This window comes from Streptomyces sp. NPDC093261 (assembly GCF_044753645.1).
Classification (GTDB): domain Bacteria; phylum Actinomycetota; class Actinomycetes; order Streptomycetales; family Streptomycetaceae; genus Streptomyces.
Genome location: NZ_JBIVNO010000003.1, coordinates 293388 through 311492 on the forward strand (window position 1 = coordinate 293388; position 18105 = coordinate 311492).

Genomic DNA, 18105 nt, shown 5'->3' on the forward strand with positions numbered 1-18105 from the left:
CCCGCTGCCCACACGGCCGACGAGCATCAGGTGCCCGCCGGGCGCCAGGGTACGAGGGACTTGGCGAACGCGACCGGTGGCAGGCCACGCCGAGCGGAGGTGGGGCCGCCGTCGGTCAGCAGGACGCGGGCGGGATGCTCTGCTCGTACTGGAAGACGTTGTGGGGGTCGTACTTCGCCTTGATCCGGCGGAGCCGGTCGAAGTTGGATCCCCAGTAGGCGGTTTCCCAGTCCTGCATTCCGACGTTCGGCACGTTGACGTAGGCGCCGTTCACATAGGGCCGCAGGGCATGGCTGAACTCGGCGATCCAGGCCTGGGCCTGCGGGGTGAGCGGGTCGCAGACGCCGGGCTGTGTTCCACGAGTCCCCCAGCCGGCGCCGGGCTCGGAGTAGAAAAGCGCGCTGCGGTGCGGGAAGGCGCTACCACCGCGCGGGCTTCTCCTGACCGCCCCGCCGAAGGCCTGGGTGAAGAAGTTGCTGTCGTCCGTGGGGGCGTTCTCCATGAATGAGGCGATCACGCTGATCGCCTTCTTCGGGAACGGCCTGGTGGTGAACTGGGAGAAGAATTTCCAGTTCGCGGGTTCCTTCTGGGTCGGAATCTGGAATCCCGTGTAAATGTCGCCCCAGTTGCCGACCTGTGACGAGACCTGGGGGCTTCCGACCGACAGGATCGAAGCCAGCATCTGCTGCGCCTGTGCCGGCGTTCCCTCCGCCAGAACCGCGAACAGCAGGATCTGGTTTCTGTGGATCTCGAGCTGGGTTCCTAGCCGGTCGTCGGCGACCGGTGCCGTACGCTGCCATGCCTCGAACACCCCCTGGAGGTCCCCGATACCGCTCCACGTCGCCTGCACATAAGCGACGCTCCTCAGCGGAGCCACTTCGTAGGTGAGGGACGTGACGATCCCGAAATTGCCGTTCCCCGCCCCGCGGAGCGCCCAGAGCAGGTCCGGGTTGTCCTCCGGATCCGCGTGGACCACCTTGGCGCACTCGGTACCCGACGGGACGACGACTTCGGCCCCCACCAGGCTGTCGCAGGCCATGCCCAGCCAGCGGGTGAGGAAGCCGAAGCCGCCGCCGAGCGTCGCACCGGACAGGCCGACGGTGCCTTCGGTTCCGGTCGTCACCGCGAGATGGTGCTGCGCGAGCGTGGTCACCGCCTCCGACTGGCTGAGCCCGGCGCCGACTCTCGCGATCCGCGAGTGGGTGTCGATGTGGACCGACTTCAGCTCACTGATGTCGATCACCAGGCCGTTGTCCACGTTCGACCAGCCCTCGAGGCTGTGGCGGCCGCTCCGCACCCGCAGCGCGACGTCATGCTGCCGCGCCCAGGTGAGGGCGTTGACCACGTCCTGGGTGTTCCGGGCGAAGACGACGACCAGCGGATAGTGAGAGAAGAGCTGGTCCCAGCCGAGGCGCGCATCCGTGTAGGTGGGGTCCTCGGGGCGGACGATCCGGCCTGTCAGCTGCGCCGGCCCGCATTTCTCACCTCCGGGTCCTTCACCCGCGGCGCTCGCGCCCGGGGCGCCTGCGGCCGTCACTCCCGAGATGACGGCCGCGCCCGCGCCGGCCGCGGCCGTCGCCTTGAGCACGCCGCGACGAGAAAAATCGTTCATGGTCCGTGTCCTCTCGACCGGGCTGTGCTTTCGGCATTCGGCTCGCGCACATCCGGTCCGCCGGTCGGCGCCTCGAATTCCTAGTGGACATTCCCGCGACCGGAAGAGTAACCAGGGTGACCAGGACGACGTTGCCCGACACGCTAATTGAGGACGATGAGAGGGAGACGCTCCATTTCCTTTTGTGGAGCGAGAGGAATACTCCCCAATAAGAACTCGGGACGTGTTTCCATCTTCTTGGTCCGGATGCGTCGGCCTGCGGACGGCGATGCCCCGCCGCTCGTCGTGGTGACGGGCGGCGGGGCGGGTGTGTCGGAGGGCTGATGTCGGCGGTCTTGATGTACGCACGGCGGTTTCGGACCCCCGGAACGGAAAGAGCCCCTGCGGATGTGGGGAAGGCACCGGAGCTTGGGTCACACCGGTGACGGCAGACACAAGGACCGGTCAAGGATGATCACGGAAGTGGCTGCTCACGGCCGTGCGTGAGGCGAGGCGGTACGGGCCCGGCCCATACCGCACCGCGCCGCACCACGCCGCACCACATCACGCCCACGAACGCGCAGAGAATCCCCCCACAAGTGCCACACAGGCCGCACACGGTCTTACGAAAGCCCCGTTAGCGTTGCTGGCCGCTGGAACCCGCGTGCGAACGCGGCCAGGCCGCGGCCGAGGCCGCCGGCGCAGTCGACTCAGGAAGACCGCAAATGGACTACTGCTCCTCGTGCCGTCGGCATCTCAACGGCGCCCTGGTGTGCCCGGGGTGCGGTGCCTACGCCCCGGACATCGCTCCCCCCACGGGCGCTCGCGCCTACGCACCGGCGACGGGCGCGGCGATGACCGGGGCCCCGGCGCGGGAGTTCGCCCTGGCCGGTACGTGGCACGACAGCGCTCCGTCCGACGAGGCGCCGGCCCCGGCCGGGACGGAGGAGGCCTCGCCCTTCGACCCGTCCGGCGACGTGGAGGGGCCTCCTTCCGCGCCGCGGGGCCGCGCGGCCAGGCGCCGTCAGCTGGCCCGCTGGAAGAAGAACAAGCGGCGCGCCGCGGTCGCGACCGCCGTGGCGCTCGTCGGTGGCGGTCTGACCATGACCGCGCTGGGCCGGCAGTCCCCCGAGCGGGCCCAGGCGGCCGCGGCACCGGACCACCGGAGCATGGGCGTCGCGGGGGAACAGACCGCCGAGGACAGCCTTTCGGAACAGGCATCGCCGAGCACCCGTCGGTCCTCGCCGTCGCCGCGGCCCTCGCACACCACCTCCGCCGCCCGGCCGTCCGCCACCGGCGCCCCCTACGGGCAGGACCCCGTCACCACGCCCCGTACCGCCCGGCCGGACACCCATCCCGACTCCACGGCCGCTCCCCTGCCCGCGGAGACCTCGGCCGCGCGGCCGCAGGCCGCCGCGCCCGTCACCGGGGGTACGACGACCACCGGCGGCACCGGTACGACCGCGCAGCAGCCGTCCACACCCCCGCCCGCGCCCGCCACCGGCAACGGGGCGGACCCGGGGACCCCGCAGACCAACCCGTCCACGGAACCGACCTCGCCGTCGCACCTGTGCCTGCTCGTGGTGTGCCTCGGCTGACCCGTGCCGGGAGTGGCCGGCCCAGGAATTCCTGAGGTCAGTCCTCCAGGGCCGCGCCGAGGTACGGGCGGGCGGGTCCCGGAGCCGCGGATGTGGCGACGAGGAGACCCTCGGCAAAGCGCAAGGGTCGCAGGTGAGTTCGGTGAATTTTCGGGATTCCTGTGACCGCGCCGACGGCCGGCCACCCGCCAGGGCGGGTGGCCGGCCGTGCCGTCGTCGAGGTTTCTCAGGTCCTGACGGTGAGGTAGAGCCAGCCGCTCCACGTGCTCAGGTTGGTGTTGTCCTTCGCGCTGTGCACGTACTCGGAGCGCACCCGGAACCGCTGGTTGACCGCGTGGGTCAGGCTCAGCTGGGTCACCGCGGCGCTGTTCGCGTCGAGGGAGAAGCAGCCCGACGTGGAGAGCGTGTGCCAGGCACCGCTGTAGTACTCCTGGGCCTGGAACTGCGCGCACTGACCGGACTTGTCCGGCGTCACGGTGGCGGTCACCCGCGGCTTCGCCGTGTGGTGGTAGACGCGGTAGGTGGTGCCGCCGTAGGTCGTGCTCGTGTAGTAGCCGCCCAGCGTCTCCACCACCTTCGCCTGGTCGGACGCGGTGCGGCTCGCCGTGGCCGGGGCGTACTGGTAGTCGCCCGCGAAGGACGCCGAGAACGTCGTGGTGCGGGTTAGCTTGTAGGTGGCCGACAGATTGCCCTTGCTGTCCACGGCGGCGGTCTTGACCAGCGTCTTCTTGCCGCCGTAGGGCTGGGCGTAGATCGAGACCGTACGGCTGTTGTTCGTCGTGCCCAGGTGTGCGGTGACGGTGGCCGTGGCGCCGTACGTGTACGAGGAGGCGTTGGTGGCGACGGACAGGGCCGTCGCGGTGCGGGACACCTGGACGATCGCGGACGCGGTGGCCGCCTGGTGGGAGGCGTCGCCCGGATAGCTGACCGTGTAGGTGTTGGCGCCGCCGACGGACGGGGTGTCCTTGACGGTGACGGTGCCGTCGGCCGCCACGGGCACCGTCCATGTCACGGGCGTCGCGGTGTGGGCGGCGTCCGTGCGGGACACGGTGGCCTTCTCGCCGCTGCCGTACGGTGCGTCGCTCAGCGTGCCGCCGAAGGTCAGGGCGGCGCCGCGGGTGGCGGCCGTCGGGGCCTTCAGGGTCAGGGCCGGGGCGTACGGGGAAATCTGCACGCTCGCGTCGGAGGACGTCGGCTGGTGCGTGGCGTCCCCCGCGTACGACAGGTGGTAGGTGTACCGCCCGGCGCTGTGCGGGGCGTCGTCGACGGTGAACTCGGTGGTGGCCGGGTCGACCGGGACCGACGGGAGCTGCGTCGTCTCCAGGGTGTCCTCGTCCGTCCGGGACACCTGGACGCTGGTGCCCTGGGGCAGGCTGCCGAGGTTCAGCCCGGTCATGAGCGAGCCGGTGAAGGACACCGAACCGGGCGTCACCGAGGTGAAGTCCGGGAACGGGATGATGGTCGACAGCCTCGTCAGATGCAGCGTCATGGAGGTCTTCGCCGCCTCGTGGGCGGCGTCACCGGCGTATGACACCTGGTAGACGTAGTCGCCTTCGACCGGCTGGGTGTCGCTGAAGGAGAACGAACCGTCGTTGCCGACCGTGGCGTCGGGCAGCGCGGTGCCGTCGCGGGTGACCTGGAGCGACGCTCCGGCCGGGATGACGCCCTTGGTGCTCAGCGATCCGGTGATCGTGTACTGCTGCGTGGGGAACGCGTGCTGCGGGTAGTTCAGGGACAGCTGGGTGGCGGTGAGCTTGGGGGCACCCAGCACATTGAGGGTGTATTGCCCTGAGGAGTCCTTGGTGACGGCATAGAGCGTCCGGCCGTCGGCTCCCCATGTGAGGCCGTCCGGGGCCACGGTCCCGGACGGGAAGGCGACGTGGTTCTCGGCGACGTTGTTCGCGCCGGCGTAGAGGTACAGGCCGGCCGCCGACCCGGAGGTGCTGCCCACGGCGATCGTCCCGTCGGTGTCCACCGCGAGCGCGTCCGGGCCGGAGTTCACACCGCCGGTCCAGTACACGGAGGGACTGGCGGGGGCCAGGTCCGAGGTGCGGTAGGCATCCAGGGCGGGCGACTGGGGGGCGACGAGCAGCACCTTCGTGCCGTCGCCGGTGACCTGGAGTCCGGTCGCCGTGCCGCCGCCGGCCTGGGTGTCGGCCATGACCGACGCCGTCCCGGAGGAGACGTCGAAGGTGGCCACGTGGCCGGCGTACTGCGCCGGTTCCGCGGCCGCGAGAACGCCGCCGCCCGTGGCGAGCAGGGGTGCGACCGACCAGTGCGACATCGAGGGCTGAGGTGTCGCCGCCGGGTCGGCGGCGGTCGGGTCCACCGATCCGATGGCGCCCTTGCCGTCGGCCGTGTATCCGTACCAGACCCTGCCGCCCGCCACGGCGACGGAGGCCGGGGCGCTGCCGGTGCCGGTCGGGAAGCGGCCGGACTCGGTGAGCGTCGCCGTGTCGATGGCGGCGATCGCGTCACCGTCCTGAAGGGCCGCGTAGAGCGTGCCGCCATCGGCGGACAGCGCCAGACCAGCGGCACCCGGCTCGTCCGCGAGAGTGGTGACGGGGCTGCCGGACAGATCGGTCACCAGGATGCCGGCCGAGCCGGCGCCCTGACTGAAGAAGAGGTGCTGGTGAGCGGTGTCGGCCAGCATGTGCGAGTAGTGGGACAGCGGCAGCGCCGCCGTGCTGTCGGCCCAGGCGGCGGAGCCGGTGAGGCCGACGGTGGCGGTGGTCAGCCCGGCGACGACCGATATCGCCGCCGTGAGCGAGACCTGCTTGAGGCGCATGAAGCTCCTGGGGAAAGGGTGAACGATCAGGTCGGACCATAGCTCCCGCCGCTGACAGGGATTTCATCGCCGGGTACCTCTCCCGCCCACCCGGCAGGCGCTTTTGCCCGGTTTCGCCGTCAGGGCGGCCCCGTCCCCGGCGCTGCGCCGCAGGTCGGCACCTTCCGTCATGACCTGGTAAAAGGTCGGCGCTCGCGGTGCGCGGGTGTTCCGGGTCAGTCCGCGTGGGCCGGGATCCGCATCCGCACCCGGAAGCCTCCGTCCTCCGTCGGGCCGGACTCGAAGGTGCCGTGCAGGATGTCGGCGCGTTCCTTCAGGCCCAACAGGCCCTGGTGCGCGCTCGGGAGGGGCAGGGACGGGCGGGACGGCGCGGTGTTGCTGATGGTCACGCCGACGTCGTGGCCGTCGTGCCACAGCTCGACGGTGGCCCTGGCGCCGGGGGCGTGCTTGCGGACGTTCGTCAGTGCCTCCTGCACCGTGCGGTAGAGCGCCCGCTGGGCGGGGGTGCCCACGGTGGGCGAGAGTTCGCCCTGCAGCTCCGCCTCGATCCCGCTGGACGCCACCAGCCTGTGCAGGTCGGCCAGGGTGGGCTGCGGGGTCAGTTCGGTGACGTCGCCGCCGGAGGCGCGCAGCAGCGTGACCATGGTGCGCAGTTCGTCGAGCGTGCCGACGCTCAGCGAGCGGATGGAGCGCGCGGCCTCCCGGGTCTGCGGGTCCTTGGCGGCGACCTGGACGGCCCCGGCCTGCACGGCGATCAGGCTGACCTGGTGGGAGACGACGTCATGCATCTCGCGGGCGAGCTGGGCGCGTTCACGGGCGAGGACGGCCTGCGCGTGCAGAGCGCGCTCATGCTCCCTCGCCTCCTCGATCTCCACCAGGCGCTGCGACAAGTCGTGCCGGGCCTGCACCAGTTGGCCGAGCAGTACGGGGGCGGCGGCGGTCGCCAGGGTGTAGACGAAGTCGACCAGGGTCCAGGTCCGGCCGAGCCATGTGCTTGGACCCGGCGGCCAGGGGACGGCGGTGGCGATCGCCGACAGGATGGCGCACACCGCGAGCAGCCGGCGGTCCCGGTATCGCACCGCCAGGGTGAACAGGGCCGCGAGCGGGGCGACGAGGGTGTCCTGTATCAGGGTGGCGGGCAGGGTGAGCAGAAAGACGATCAGCGGAAAGCGCCGGCGGAGGGCGAGGGCGGCGCAGGCGACGGCGGCGAGGGTCAGACCGAACGGCGTGTCGTCCGAGAGGTTGAGCCCCGCGTCGATCGCGGCGAGGGCGACCAGAGCGCCGTCGACCACCGGCGCGGGGATGCGGTCCCAGAGCTGTTTTCCGTCCAACCGCGTGGGGGTCCTGGTGGCCGTGGTGATCGCGGTGATGGCGGTGGCACCGGTGGAGCCGTTGGTCATCGCCGCACTGGCGGCAGTGGCGGCACCGGCCGTACTGGCACCACCGGCCCCAGGGGATTGCCCCGGCCCGGAGGTTCCGGCGGCCCCATTGACCCGGCCGGTCCCAGAAGACCCAAAAGCTCCTGTGGCCCTCCCAACCCCAGCGGCCTCGTGTGCCTTTCCTGCCCCACCGGCCCCAGAACCCCCGCTCGTACCGGTCATCTTGGTCACCGCCCTTCCCGGTCGGTGTCCAGCAGCCCGGCCCGCTGGGCGAGCAGGGCGGCCTGTACCCGGCCGGCCACGCGCAGCTTGGTGAGGATGGCGCTGACGTGATCCTTGACCGTGCCGGTGCCCAGGTGCAAGCGGGCTCCGATCTCGGCGTTGGACAGGCCCTCCGCCAGCAGGACCAGCACGTTCCGCTCCCGGTCGGTCAGCAGGTCGACACGGGCCGCCTCCTCGTCGACGGGGGAGGGCTCGGTGCCGGGGTGCGTGCGCAGCAGGGTCCGGGACGCCTGCGGGGACATCACCACCCCGCCGGCGGCCAGGGTCCGTACCAGCTGGGCCAGCTGGTCGGGTTCGGTGTCCTTGAGCAGGAAGCCGGCCGCGCCGGAGTTCAGGGCCGTCAGGACGTACTCGTCGGCGTCGAAGGTCGTGAGCATCGCCACCACGGGCGGATCCGGCAGCGCGCGCAGCTCCCGCAGAACGGTGAGGCCGTCCACGTCCGGCATGCGGATGTCGAGCAGGACGATGTCCGGCCGGTGCTCCCGGACCGCGTCAAGGGCGTCCGCGCCGGTCGCGGTGGCGACCACCTCGATGTCGTCCGCCGCGTTGAGGATGAGGCTGAAGCCGGACCGGACCAGTGCCTCGTCGTCCACCACCGCCACCCGGATCACGTGCGCTCCGCCCTCCGGTTCATCGCCCCTCCCAGCCGACCCGAAAGCCCCCACCGATCCAAGGATCCGCCTCCCCGGCGGCCCAGGCATCCGCCTCCCGGCGGTCCAGGCATCCGCCTCCTCGCCGGCCGGGGTCCGCCGCCGGCCGCCGCGGTGCCCGCAGGCCCGTTCCAGCCGGTCGGCGGGCCGGTTGCCGCCGGTCGGCGGGGTTGGCCGGGACTCCTGCCGGGTACCTCGCTGACCTGTACTTTTCCAGTCTGGATGCATGACACACGACGCACTCCTCGTTGCGCCCCCGGCCCGAGTGCCGGAAAGCGCGACCGGAATACGGGAGAACGGAACACGCGAGAACGGGCGGCCCTCGACGGGCCGCCTGGTCGGCGTGGACCTGGCCCGCGGTCTGGCTGTCTTCGGCATGTTCGCGGCCCATGTCGGCCCCGACCCGAGCCGGGGCGGCGTCACCGGCTTCCTGATGGAGCTGGCGCACGGCAGGTCCTCCGCCCTGTTCGCCCTCCTGGCCGGCTTCGCCGTCGTTCTCATCACCGGGCGCCGTGCGCCGAAGACCGGGCAGGCCGGCCGTCAGGCCGTCGCCAAGGTGGTCATCCGGGCGGTCATCCTGCTGGCCCTGGGCAGCGCCCTGACCATGTGGGGCACCCCGGTCGATGTGATCCTCGCCTTCTACGGGCTGTACTTCCTGCTCGTGCTGCCGCTGTACCGGCTCAGCGCGGGGCCGCTCGCGACGCTGGCCGTCGGTACGGCCCTGGTGCTCCCGCAGCTGGACTATGTGCTGACGCCGCTGGTCAGCACCGGGCCCACCCCGGACGGCCGGCCCGACGGCCTGGTCTCCCTGCTGGTCACCGGCAGCTACCCGGCCCTGACCTGGCTTCCGTTCGTCCTGGCCGGTATGGCCGTCGCGCGCCTCGACCTGGCCTCGGCGGCCGTCCGCGCGCGGGTCGCCCTGACCGGCGTCGCCCTCGCGGTCGTCGGCTACGGAGGCTCGTGGCTGGCGCTGCATCTCGTGCCCGGTGCCCTCGACGCGATCTCGGCCTCCGGGTCGGGCGGGACGGCGACGGCGGCCTGGTGGTCCGACACCGCGGGCTACCCGACCGGCACCACCCCGGCCTGGCTGCTGGCCGCCTCCCCACACAGCGAGGCGACCCTGTCGATCCTCGCCAACACGGGCGTGGCGATCGCCGTCCTGGCCCTCTGCCTCACCGCCATGGACACCCTTCCCCGGCTGCGCCGCCTGGCCCGGCCCGTCATCGCGGTCGGCTCCATGTCGCTGACGGCGTATGTCTCCCACATCGTCGCCATCCAGGCCCTGGGCCTCGACGATCTGCCGGGCCCTGCGCTGCACGTGCTGCTCGGCTTCATCGTGGCCGTCGCCGCCTTCGCCACCCCGTGGTCGCGCTCCTTCCAGCGCGGGCCCCTCGAATGGCTGATGGGCAAGGCGACCGGGATCGCCCGGCACATCCCCTGACGGGAGGGGTGAGGCCGGTCGCCCCCTGTGACCGTACAGACACCCATACCGCTGTCACCTTTCGGCACCCGGCCATCGCCGGGTGCCGAACGGGTTCCGAACGGGTTCCGGGCTCCTGCGTGCCGGGGCGTGCGCCGCCCCGGCACGGTCGTTCCTCGGGGGTCGGTCGGCCCCCGGGACTCCACGGACGGCGCCGCCAACCGGGCGGGCTTGTGTGCCGTCCGGCCCCGTCCGGCGACGAGGGCGCGCTCGGTGCGCACACTGGTGCCCTCGTGAGCAGGCGGGAGAGACGGTGGACCACCTCGGCCTTAAAAGAGCCCGGAAAGACGTCGGCATGGACGGCCGTGGCGCCGACCCTCAGCCGGGCGTCATCGGCATCGCGCTGGCCGCCGTGCTGACGGCCGCACTCGCCCAGGGCTCCTGGCAGTGGTTCGCGACCTACCTCGGCATGACGCTTCTCGCGCTGGTCTTCTGCTTCTACCGCCTGCCGGCCTGGGCGCCCGGCCTGCGCTCCGCGTACGCCGTGAACCTGTTGGCGTACTCGGTGGTCGTGGGCCTGTGCGTCGCGATCGTGCTGGCGCCGATGATGCAGCGCTGGGCGTGGCTGTTCCCCATGCCGGGCACCCGCGGCCAGTGTCGTGAGCTGGGCAGATACGAGCGCCTCCGCGTGGAGGCCGCGCTGGCGAACCTGGCCGGACGCGACCCCGTGGCGCTGGCCCGCGCACAGCAGGGCCAGAGCCACACGGTCGTGGCCGACTGCCTGGCGGCCACCACGACCCGGTGGCTGCCGGTATACGGGGCCGGGGCGGCCGGACTGGTGGCTCTGGCCGCCTGGTCCTTCGGCCGGGCCCGGGCGACGCGAAGGGGAGCGGGGATCACATAGACCGGACGGACGGCGCAGTGCTCGTCGCGTCCACTGTCGTACCTCGCAGTTACGTTGAGGCGTATGAACCGCACCGATCGTCTCTCCGCCCTGGTCGAGGAGTCGCGGGCCGTCGCACCCCGTCCGCGCAGCGCACGCCGGCTGGCCGGTCGTTTGGGCAAGTACCTCCTGGACGTCCGGGCCTGACCGTTCCGGTGGGACCGGGTCCGCGTCGCCGGCCCGGTCGGTCCCGGGCGCGAGACCCGCGGTCAGCCGGCGTGGCGGTCGCGGGCGAAGAGGCCGAAGGTGGTGGCGGGGCCGAAGCGTTCCCCGAGAGACTGGAGCACACCCGACTGCGTCGACCAGTAACATTGCAGCTCCACCTGGTGGAAGGCGGGTCGCAGCAGCGCCTGGAGTGCCACCTCGTCCACTCCCTGCCGTACGACGTGGTACTCCGCCATGTCGGCCTCGTTCGTCTCGTCGTAGTGACCGCGCAGCCGGCGCGCCCGGGTGGCCAGACCGCGCCGCAGATTTCCCTGGCCGAGCCGCCACAGCAGATACGCACCGCGGTCCAGCCGCATCGAGACGCCCGACCGGCGCGGGTACCACAAGGGGTCCTGGACGCTGAAGAAGGCACCGCCGGGGGCGATACGGCCGACGAGGTGTTCGACGGCACCCAGATAGTCGGGGATGTGGTGCAGTACGGAGATGCACACCACCGCGTCGAGCGGCTCCGAACGGAGGATCTCCCTTCCCTCCGGATCGTGCGTGACGGTGACGCGCGGGTTGTTGCGGAAGCGGTGACGCAGAACCGCCGCGCTGGGGGCGCTCATCTCCGTCACCTCCACCCTCGCCCCGGCCGCCACCAGGTGGTCGGTGAAGGTCCCATGCCCGGCACCGACCTCCAGGACCCGGCACCGGCCGTTGCGCTCGGTGACCTCGCCGACCAGGGTGTGCAGACCCGAGATCACCCGCTCGCGGATGCGGTGGTGCCGGATGTGCGGAGAGCCCTCGGCGTAGTCGTGCCCCTCACTGTGGGCACGTTCCTGAAGCTCCCCGATGGTGGGCCCGCTGAGCATTTCCGTCATGCCGGGGACACTATTGCGGCGGTCGTCATGGCGGCCCTGCCCTCCGGCGGCCGGGCCCCGCAATTCACGCGTCCGGCCGCAGGCCACTCGGCTCGGCGGGGGCAGCCGCCGGGGCGGGAGCGGTCAGTCCCTCCCGGTCAGGGTGATCGCGGCGGTCGGGCACATGCTCGCCGCCTCCCGCACCGCGGGGTGCTGCCCGGGCGGGGGTTCCGCGTCGCGGAGGAGGACGATCCCGTCCTCCTCGTGCTGGTCGAACACCTCCGGCGCCAGCAGCACGCACTGACCGGCACCGCAGCACTTCGCCTCGTCAACCGTGATCTTCATGTCCGTGTCTCCTCTCGGCGGGGCGGCGGTGCGGGAAGGGGGGAGCCGATGGGGCCGCCGCCCGTTCACCAGCGCACCGGAAGCTCGTGCAGCCTGCCGACGACAAGGCCCTCCACCCGGCGCAGTTCGCCGGGCTCGACGGCCAGCTCCAGGCCCGGCAGACGGCGCAGCAGTACGTCGAGCACGGTCTGCAGCTCCGTGCGGGCCAGCGGCTGGCCCAGACAGGAGTGCGCTCCGGCGCCGAACGCGATGTGCGGGTTGGGGCTGCGGCCCAGGTCCAGTGCGTCGGCGCCCTCGAACGCGCTCTCGTCACGGTTGGCGGCGGACATGCTGCAGATCACGGTGGTCCCGGAGGGCACCACCTCACCCGCGACCACGACGTCCTCGGAGAGATAGCGCGGCAGGCCGAAGCCGCCGTTGGGGTCGAAGCGAAGCACCTCCTCCACAGCCGTACGCACCAGCGACCGGTCGGCGAGCAGCCGCTCCCAGTGCCGGCGGTCGGCGAGCAGCAGGGCCACCATCTTCGCGATCATTCCGGCCGTGGTCTCGTGCCCGGCGACCAGCAGCGCCTGGGCGGTGGCGACGAGCGCCGCCCCGGACATCGGCCGCCCCTCGGCGTCGGTCGCGTCGATGAGCCGGCTCAGCAGATCGTCGCCGGGGTGTACGCGTTTGCCCTCGATCAGCTCGCTGAGATAGGCGGTGAACTCGGCCTGGGCGGCGTCGATCTCGGCCTCGCCGAACCGCGTCAGGCTGAGGCTGACGTCGGACCAGTGCGCGAACGCCTCCCGGTCGCTCGCCGGGACCCCGAGCATGTCGCAGATCACCCACACCGGCAGCGGGAAGGCCACCCGGGTGACGAGGTCGGCCGGGTGGCCGTGCTCCAGCATCTCGTCGACGAGCTGCTCCGTCCGTGCCTCGATCCCGGGCCGCAGCGCGGACATGCGCCCCGCCGTGAACCACTTGCCGACCATCCGGCGCCATCGCTCGTGCCCCTCGGCGGCGAGCGTCCTCGACACCGGGCTGTTGAACGGTCCCCCGGACTCGGTGTCGGTGATCCGGGCGGCTCCGGGCGCGCTCAGCTCGCGGGTGAAGCGCGGGTCGGCGAGCACGCTCCTGACGTCCTCGTACCGGGTGAGCAGCGACGCCTCGTCCCCGCTGGGCAGGGTCACCCGCGCCACCGGGCACGTCTGCCGCAGCTCGGCCCACTCCGGCGGCACCTGAAGCGCCGCCGGGGTGGCGAAGGGGTAGGGCAGCGGCTCCGGCCGCTCGATGCGTCCGTCACTCACGATGGCCTCCTGCTCCTGCTGATACGGCTTCTGCTGACAGGCCATCCCTTCCCATGAATCAAGTCAATCGACTGACTTACCAGCCTGGCCGATGTCGGACCGTCCTCCACCCGGTCAGCGGCACGGGGGCCCTCCGCCGATTGGCCCGTTCCCATCGGCCCTCCCCCCGAGGGGAGTTGTGGATCCGGGACCGGCCAAGCCGGGCACCGCCGCGCCAGGAGTGCCCGACAGGCGGGGATTGTGCGACAGGTTCGTCACCCCTCGGTCACCACAAGGGGGAGACGTGATCGAATCGGCGAGCGTGCCGTTAGGCTGTGATCCGCTCCGGCTCCCCACCATCACCCGTTCCGGCGGAGTCATGGCCGGCGGCGGTCGAGCGGTCTGACGGCATTCGTCTCACGGCATGAGGATGTAACAACAGGTGCTGATCGCCGGCCGGTACGAGCTGAACACCACCATCGGACGTGGCGCGATGGGGGAGGTCTGGCGGGCGTACGACCAGATGCTCGGCCGGCCGGTCGCGGTCAAGGTCCTGCTGACCCAGAACGCCGACCCCACCGCCGACTCCCGTTTCCGGCTGGAGGCCCAGACGGCGGGGCGGCTGCACCACCCCCATGTGGTCGGCGTCCTGGACTTCGGCGAGCACGAGGGCCGGCTGTTCCTGGTGATGGAACTCGTGGACGGCGACAGCCTCGCCCGGGTGCTCGCCGACGACGGTCCACTGCCCGCGGAGCGCGTCGCGCACATCGCCGCGCAGGCTGCGGCCGGACTCGCCGTGGCGCACGGACAGGGCATCGTGCACCGGGACATCAAGCCCGGCAATCTGCTTCTCGACGCGGACGGCACGGTCAAGATCGGCGACTTCGGCATCGCCCGCTTCATGGACGACCCCTCGGCCGCGCTCACCGCGACCGGGCAGATCGTCGGCACCAGCCTGTACATCGCGCCGGAGCGCGCCCTCGGCAAGCCCGCGGGAGCGCCCAGCGACGTCTACTCGCTGGGCTGTGTGCTGTATCAACTCCTCACCGGCAGGCCGCCGTTCCGGGCCGACACCCCGATCGCGATCCTCCACCACCATCTCGACACCGCCCCCGTGCCGCCCCGTGAACTGGGCGTCCCGCTGCCGCCCGCGTTCGAGAACTATCTGCTGAGCCTGCTCGCCAAGCGGCCCGAGGAGCGGCCCACCGCACAGCAGGCCGCCGACTGGTTCGGCATCGGCGCCTGGCAGGGCCGCCCCGAGCCACTCCCGGCCATCGCCCCACAGCCGCGGCACGCCCCGGTGCCCGCGATGGAACCTCCGGCGCTCCCCCGTTCGGACAGGGGCCCGGCGACGACGTACAAACTCCCCTCCGCCGCCCCGGCCTCGAGCCACCGGGCGGCCCACCGTCAGCGCGCGCAGCCGGGAGGTCACCGGGAACGCCCCGCCACCGCCGCACACAGGGAGCGCCCCACCCCGGGAGGCCACCGCGACCGTCCGTCGACGGCGGGTCGCCGTGACCGTCCGTCGACGGCGGGTCGCCGTGACCGTCCGTCGACGGCGGGTCGCCGTGACCGCCAGTCGGCCGGCGGCCGGCGGGCGTGGCCCTCGCTGCGTACGTTCGTCGTGCAGCGGCCGGGCGCCGTGGGCCTGATCGCCGCGGCGGCGCTGTTCCTCACGGCGATGTTCGCGAGCATGGCGGTCTTCTCGCCGGACAGCAGTTCCGCGGAGACCCCGGGGCAGAACCGGTCGAGCCCGGCGTCGCCGACGCCCTGACCGCACGCCGAACCGCAACCCCCTTGTGCGCGAACGAGGTTGAGTTGACGGAAGGTTGACCATCCGGAAGGAGACGGCGGCGAGCACGGACTGTAGGTTCACCCGCATGCCCCCACAGCCCCCACGCCCGCCCGTGCTGCCGTATCGCAAGCCCACCCGCGGCCGGGACTACTGGATACTCGACGACGTCCTGCCGAACGTGGACGAGGTACGGGCCCGGTGCCTCGCCAAGGGTGAGGACGACTGGACCAAGGGACACCCGTACACCCAGGAGAGCTGGCCGGGGCTGCGGACGATGCCCGGGCTCGCGCCGGACGAACTCGCGCACGTCGAACGGCTCGTGCGCAAGGAGACCGGCGCGCGGAAGCTGTGGCTGGAGACCGCGCCCGGCGGGGGCACCCTCAATCACAACTGCATCCAGGTCGTCGGCAAGGACGAGGGCGAACCGCGTCCGCACACCGACTCACGGGCGCTGTGCCGCTATGCCGCGGTGCTCTATCTCAGCCCGAACATCCCCAAGGACTGCGGCACGAGCTTCTACCGCCAGAATCTGCCGGGCGGGGTCCTGGGCGGCAACATGGTGCAGGCACCGCACACCAACCTGGTCGAGGCGCTGGGCACGCGCTATGTCTCACCGAACGCGTTCACCGAGGACGTACGCGTGCCGCAGCGCTACAACCGGCTGCTTCTCTACAAGGCCAACATCATGCACAGCGCCACGGGTTACTGGGGGAGCGACCTGGAGGACAAGCGCATGACGGCCGTCTTCTTCTGGATGGCCTGAACCGCCGGAGGACGGGCTCGGCCGCGGCCGAGACCGGAGAGCGCGGTCGTCCGGTCCGTGGTGATCGCGGCCTTTGGGGGGAGCGACCTTGGTTGGAGGTTCGTCCGCGTCTGACCGCCGGATGTGAAGCCATGGATGGGGCCTCAGCGCTGATTCACCCTCCCGTACGGCCGCGCGCGAGGAGAGCGGTCAGCGGGAGGGGGTGAGCGGAAGGTCGTCCGTGTACCCGTTCACCGGCCGGGTGATCCGCTCGACGGTATGGGCGTCGAGCGCGACGGGCGCGGAACTCGTACCCAGGGTGCCGCCGGGGTGCCAGGTGCCCGTGACGGCCACCCAGGTGTTGGCGGCCAGGGCCGGCTTCCCGTACACCCGCACCTTCACGGACTGGGCGTCCGCGGCACAGCAGGAGATGATGATCCGGGTCAGGTACCAGCTGCCGCTGCGCTTGTCGGGCGTGACGAAACCGGTCATCCGGATGCTGCGCCCCTTGATGGCCTGCCCACGGTCCTGCTGCACACGGGTGGTGAAGTCCGTGAGGGTCATCGGGACCGGAGAGGTCCTGGGCAGCGGATCGAAGTGCTGCTGCTCCTTGACGGTCTTGGGCGCCTCGCGGGCGGCGGTGTACGCACCGAGAGCCGGAGGCGCGAAGAAGAGCAGGCTAAGCGCGGGCAGGAACAACAGCCAGGCGACTCGGGGGGCGCCGGAGTGGTCGTGACCGTGGCCGTGGCCGCTGTCGGCGGTGTCCCCGTTGTCACCGTGCCCGCTGCCGTCGTGACCGCGGTGCCGTCGGGCCTCGTGAGGGTGGCCCGCGTGACGGTGGCCGTCGTGCCCCTGGCCCGGTCCGCCGGCGTCCAGGCCGTTGCGTCCGTCGCCGTCCACGCCGTAGCGTCCGTCGCCGTCCACTCCGTAGTCGTCACGGCTGTCGCCTTCCGGCCGACCGGAGGGTTCGCCGTGGGCCGGCCGGCTCCGGCTGCCCGACGCGGCGTCCACCAGTCCCAGCACCAGCAGCAGTACGCCCGACGCGATCAGCATCGGCCGCAGCCCCTCCTTGACGTACCTGAGGCACAGGTCGGTGAAGAGCGAGGCGTGCAGCAGGCCGAGGCCGCTGAGGACGAGCAGGGTCACCTGAACGGGGCGTTTCACAGCAGGGCCGCTCCGATCAGCGAGCTGCTCAGGATCGCGACGAGGGTCGTCGCGGTGGAGAAGCGGACCGCGAAGGCCCGTCCGAACGTGCCGGCCTGAAGGGCGATCAGCTTCAGATCGACCATCGGCCCGACCACCATGAACGCCAGCCGCGCGGTCGGCGAGAAGCCGCTCAGCGACGCTGCCACGAACGCGTCGGCCTCGGAGCACACCGCGAGGACGACAGCGAGCCCGGCCAGGAAGAGCACCGACAGCCAGGGGGAACCGGTGAAGGCGTCGAGCACGGAGCGCGGGACGGCCACGTTGAAGGTGGCCGCCGCCATCGCGCCGACCACCAGGAACCCGCCCGCGTGCAGGAAGTCGTGCTGGAAGCCGAGCCGGAACTCCGTCCAGCGGCTGTGCCCCGGCTGGTGCCCGGTGTGCCGCACGGCGGGCCGCAGCCACTCCTCGCGGCCCAGCAGGAGCCAGAGCCAGCCCATCACGGCGGCGGTGGCCAGCGAGGCGAGCAGCCGGGCCAGCACCATGGCGGGGTTGCCGGGAAAGGCGACCGCGGTCGCCGTCAGCACGACGGGGTTGATGGCGGGGGCCGAGAGCAGGAACGCGAAGGCCGCGGCCGGAGTCACCCCCCGGTGGATCAGGCTGTTCGCGACCGGCACCGAGGCACACTCACAGCCGGGCAGTACGACACCGGCCACACCGGCGACCGGGACGGCGAGCACGGGCCGGCGCGGCAGCACCCTGCTGAACACCCGGGCCGGCACGAACGCGTTGATCGCACCGGACAGGGCGGTACCGAGCAGCAGGAAGGGCAGCGCCTGGACGACGATGGCCAGACACACGGTCCGCCACGCCTGCATGGCCGGCACATCCAGCCACCGGCTGAGGAGAAGCAGCGCGGGACCGGCGAGGACGGCCGGACCGAACAGAAGCGGCCAGGGCAACGACCGTCGGTCGCGCGCGGGGGCGGGAGCGGACGCGGGCACGTCGGCGGTCACCGCGGAGACCGCGGCAGCCGCCTCCGCCTCCGTCCGCGCCTGCGCGGCCAGGGCATCCGTCTTCTGCATTCCAACCCCGAATGTCCGATGTTCAGATCGAACATAGCGGGTGCCGGGCCACGCACCCCGGCACCGCCACGC

Annotated in this window: 15 protein-coding genes; 6 read left to right on the forward strand and 9 right to left on the reverse strand. The window is 71.9% G+C overall.

Going from position 1 to position 18105, the window contains the following annotated elements:
* Window positions 1-115: 115 nt before the first annotated feature.
* Window positions 116-1612, reverse strand: a complete 1497-nt coding sequence (locus ACIP94_RS10455; RefSeq protein WP_402422410.1) for an FAD-binding oxidoreductase — start codon at window positions 1610-1612, stop codon at window positions 116-118.
* A 704-nt stretch (window positions 1613-2316) separates the two neighbouring features.
* On the opposite strand from ACIP94_RS10455, the gene ACIP94_RS10460 reads away from it, so the two are divergent.
* Window positions 2317-3189, forward strand: coding sequence for a hypothetical protein (locus ACIP94_RS10460; RefSeq protein ID WP_402422413.1), 873 nt, complete (start codon window positions 2317-2319; stop codon window positions 3187-3189).
* Between the two features lie 226 nt (window positions 3190-3415).
* Here ACIP94_RS10460 and ACIP94_RS10465 read toward each other — a convergent pair whose 3' ends face one another.
* The 3 genes from ACIP94_RS10465 to ACIP94_RS10475 form a co-directional block, all read right to left on the reverse strand.
* On the reverse strand, window positions 3416-5977 hold the full coding sequence (locus ACIP94_RS10465; protein ID WP_402422416.1) for a hypothetical protein: 2562 nt from the start codon (window positions 5975-5977) through the stop codon (window positions 3416-3418).
* A 215-nt stretch (window positions 5978-6192) separates the two neighbouring features.
* Complete coding sequence (locus ACIP94_RS10470) at window positions 6193-7281, reverse strand: sensor histidine kinase (protein WP_402423052.1); 1089 nt, start codon at window positions 7279-7281, stop codon at window positions 6193-6195.
* Window positions 7282-7583: 302 nt separating this feature from the next.
* Window positions 7584-8249: a response regulator gene (locus tag ACIP94_RS10475; RefSeq protein WP_402422419.1), complete on the reverse strand. Its 666-nt coding sequence runs from the start codon at window positions 8247-8249 to the stop codon at window positions 7584-7586.
* Between the two features lie 265 nt (window positions 8250-8514).
* Between ACIP94_RS10475 and ACIP94_RS10480 the strand changes: the two genes are divergently transcribed.
* The 3 genes from ACIP94_RS10480 (at window position 8515) to ACIP94_RS10490 (ending at window position 10798) form a co-directional block, all read left to right on the forward strand.
* Window positions 8515-9729: a DUF418 domain-containing protein gene (locus tag ACIP94_RS10480; RefSeq protein ID WP_402422422.1), complete on the forward strand. Its 1215-nt coding sequence runs from the start codon at window positions 8515-8517 to the stop codon at window positions 9727-9729.
* Window positions 9730-10063: 334 nt separating this feature from the next.
* A complete protein-coding gene (locus tag ACIP94_RS10485) occupies window positions 10064-10612 on the forward strand; it encodes a hypothetical protein (protein ID WP_402422425.1) in 549 nt (182 codons plus the stop codon).
* Window positions 10613-10675: 63 nt separating this feature from the next.
* A complete protein-coding gene (locus tag ACIP94_RS10490) occupies window positions 10676-10798 on the forward strand; it encodes a hypothetical protein (protein ID WP_402422428.1) in 123 nt (40 codons plus the stop codon).
* Between the two features lie 62 nt (window positions 10799-10860).
* On the opposite strand, the gene ACIP94_RS10495 is transcribed toward ACIP94_RS10490, so the two are convergent.
* The 3 genes from ACIP94_RS10495 to ACIP94_RS10505 form a co-directional block, all read right to left on the reverse strand.
* Window positions 10861-11679: a class I SAM-dependent methyltransferase gene (locus ACIP94_RS10495; RefSeq protein WP_402422431.1), complete on the reverse strand. Its 819-nt coding sequence runs from the start codon at window positions 11677-11679 to the stop codon at window positions 10861-10863.
* Window positions 11680-11802: 123 nt separating this feature from the next.
* Entirely contained in the window at window positions 11803-12003 is a 201-nt protein-coding gene (locus tag ACIP94_RS10500) for a ferredoxin (RefSeq protein ID WP_402422434.1), read from the reverse strand.
* A gap of 65 nt (window positions 12004-12068) precedes the next feature.
* Complete coding sequence (locus tag ACIP94_RS10505) at window positions 12069-13289, reverse strand: cytochrome P450 (protein ID WP_402422437.1); 1221 nt, start codon at window positions 13287-13289, stop codon at window positions 12069-12071.
* Window positions 13290-13710: 421 nt separating this feature from the next.
* Between ACIP94_RS10505 and ACIP94_RS10510 the strand changes: the two genes are divergently transcribed.
* Both ACIP94_RS10510 and ACIP94_RS10515 read left to right on the forward strand, forming a co-directional pair.
* Complete coding sequence (locus ACIP94_RS10510) at window positions 13711-15042, forward strand: protein kinase (protein WP_402422440.1); 1332 nt, start codon at window positions 13711-13713, stop codon at window positions 15040-15042.
* A gap of 106 nt (window positions 15043-15148) precedes the next feature.
* On the forward strand, window positions 15149-15826 hold the full coding sequence (locus ACIP94_RS10515; RefSeq protein ID WP_402422443.1) for a DUF6445 family protein: 678 nt from the start codon (window positions 15149-15151) through the stop codon (window positions 15824-15826).
* Window positions 15827-16015: 189 nt separating this feature from the next.
* Here the strand turns inward: ACIP94_RS10515 and ACIP94_RS10520 are convergent, their stop codons facing one another.
* Together ACIP94_RS10520 and ACIP94_RS10525 are read right to left on the reverse strand one after the other, a co-directional pair.
* Window positions 16016-16969 (reverse strand): TIGR03943 family putative permease subunit, encoded by a 954-nt coding sequence (locus tag ACIP94_RS10520; protein ID WP_402422446.1) that lies wholly within the window; start codon window positions 16967-16969, stop codon window positions 16016-16018.
* Window positions 16966-18033: a permease gene (locus tag ACIP94_RS10525; RefSeq protein WP_402422449.1), complete on the reverse strand. Its 1068-nt coding sequence runs from the start codon at window positions 18031-18033 to the stop codon at window positions 16966-16968. Before ACIP94_RS10525 ends, ACIP94_RS10520 begins: the two co-directional genes overlap by 4 nt.
* Between the last annotated feature and the right edge of the window lie 72 nt (window positions 18034-18105).

Excerpts from the sequence above, each read along its gene's own strand:
- ACIP94_RS10455 (WP_402422410.1), bottom strand. The coding sequence starts at position 1,612 with ATGAACGATTTTTCTCGTCGCGGCGTGCTCAAGGCGACGGCCGCGGCC.
- ACIP94_RS10460 (WP_402422413.1), top strand. The coding sequence starts at position 2,317 with ATGGACTACTGCTCCTCGTGCCGTCGGCATCTCAACGGCGCCCTGGTG.
- ACIP94_RS10465 (WP_402422416.1), bottom strand. The coding sequence starts at position 5,977 with ATGCGCCTCAAGCAGGTCTCGCTCACGGCGGCGATATCGGTCGTCGCC.
- ACIP94_RS10480 (WP_402422422.1), top strand. The coding sequence starts at position 8,515 with ATGACACACGACGCACTCCTCGTTGCGCCCCCGGCCCGAGTGCCGGAA.
- ACIP94_RS10485 (WP_402422425.1), top strand. The coding sequence starts at position 10,064 with ATGGACGGCCGTGGCGCCGACCCTCAGCCGGGCGTCATCGGCATCGCG.
- ACIP94_RS10490 (WP_402422428.1), top strand. The coding sequence starts at position 10,676 with ATGAACCGCACCGATCGTCTCTCCGCCCTGGTCGAGGAGTCGCGGGCC.
- ACIP94_RS10495 (WP_402422431.1), bottom strand. The coding sequence starts at position 11,679 with ATGACGGAAATGCTCAGCGGGCCCACCATCGGGGAGCTTCAGGAACGT.
- ACIP94_RS10500 (WP_402422434.1), bottom strand. The coding sequence starts at position 12,003 with ATGAAGATCACGGTTGACGAGGCGAAGTGCTGCGGTGCCGGTCAGTGC.
- ACIP94_RS10515 (WP_402422443.1), top strand. The coding sequence starts at position 15,149 with ATGCCCCCACAGCCCCCACGCCCGCCCGTGCTGCCGTATCGCAAGCCC.
- ACIP94_RS10525 (WP_402422449.1), bottom strand. The coding sequence starts at position 18,033 with ATGCAGAAGACGGATGCCCTGGCCGCGCAGGCGCGGACGGAGGCGGAG.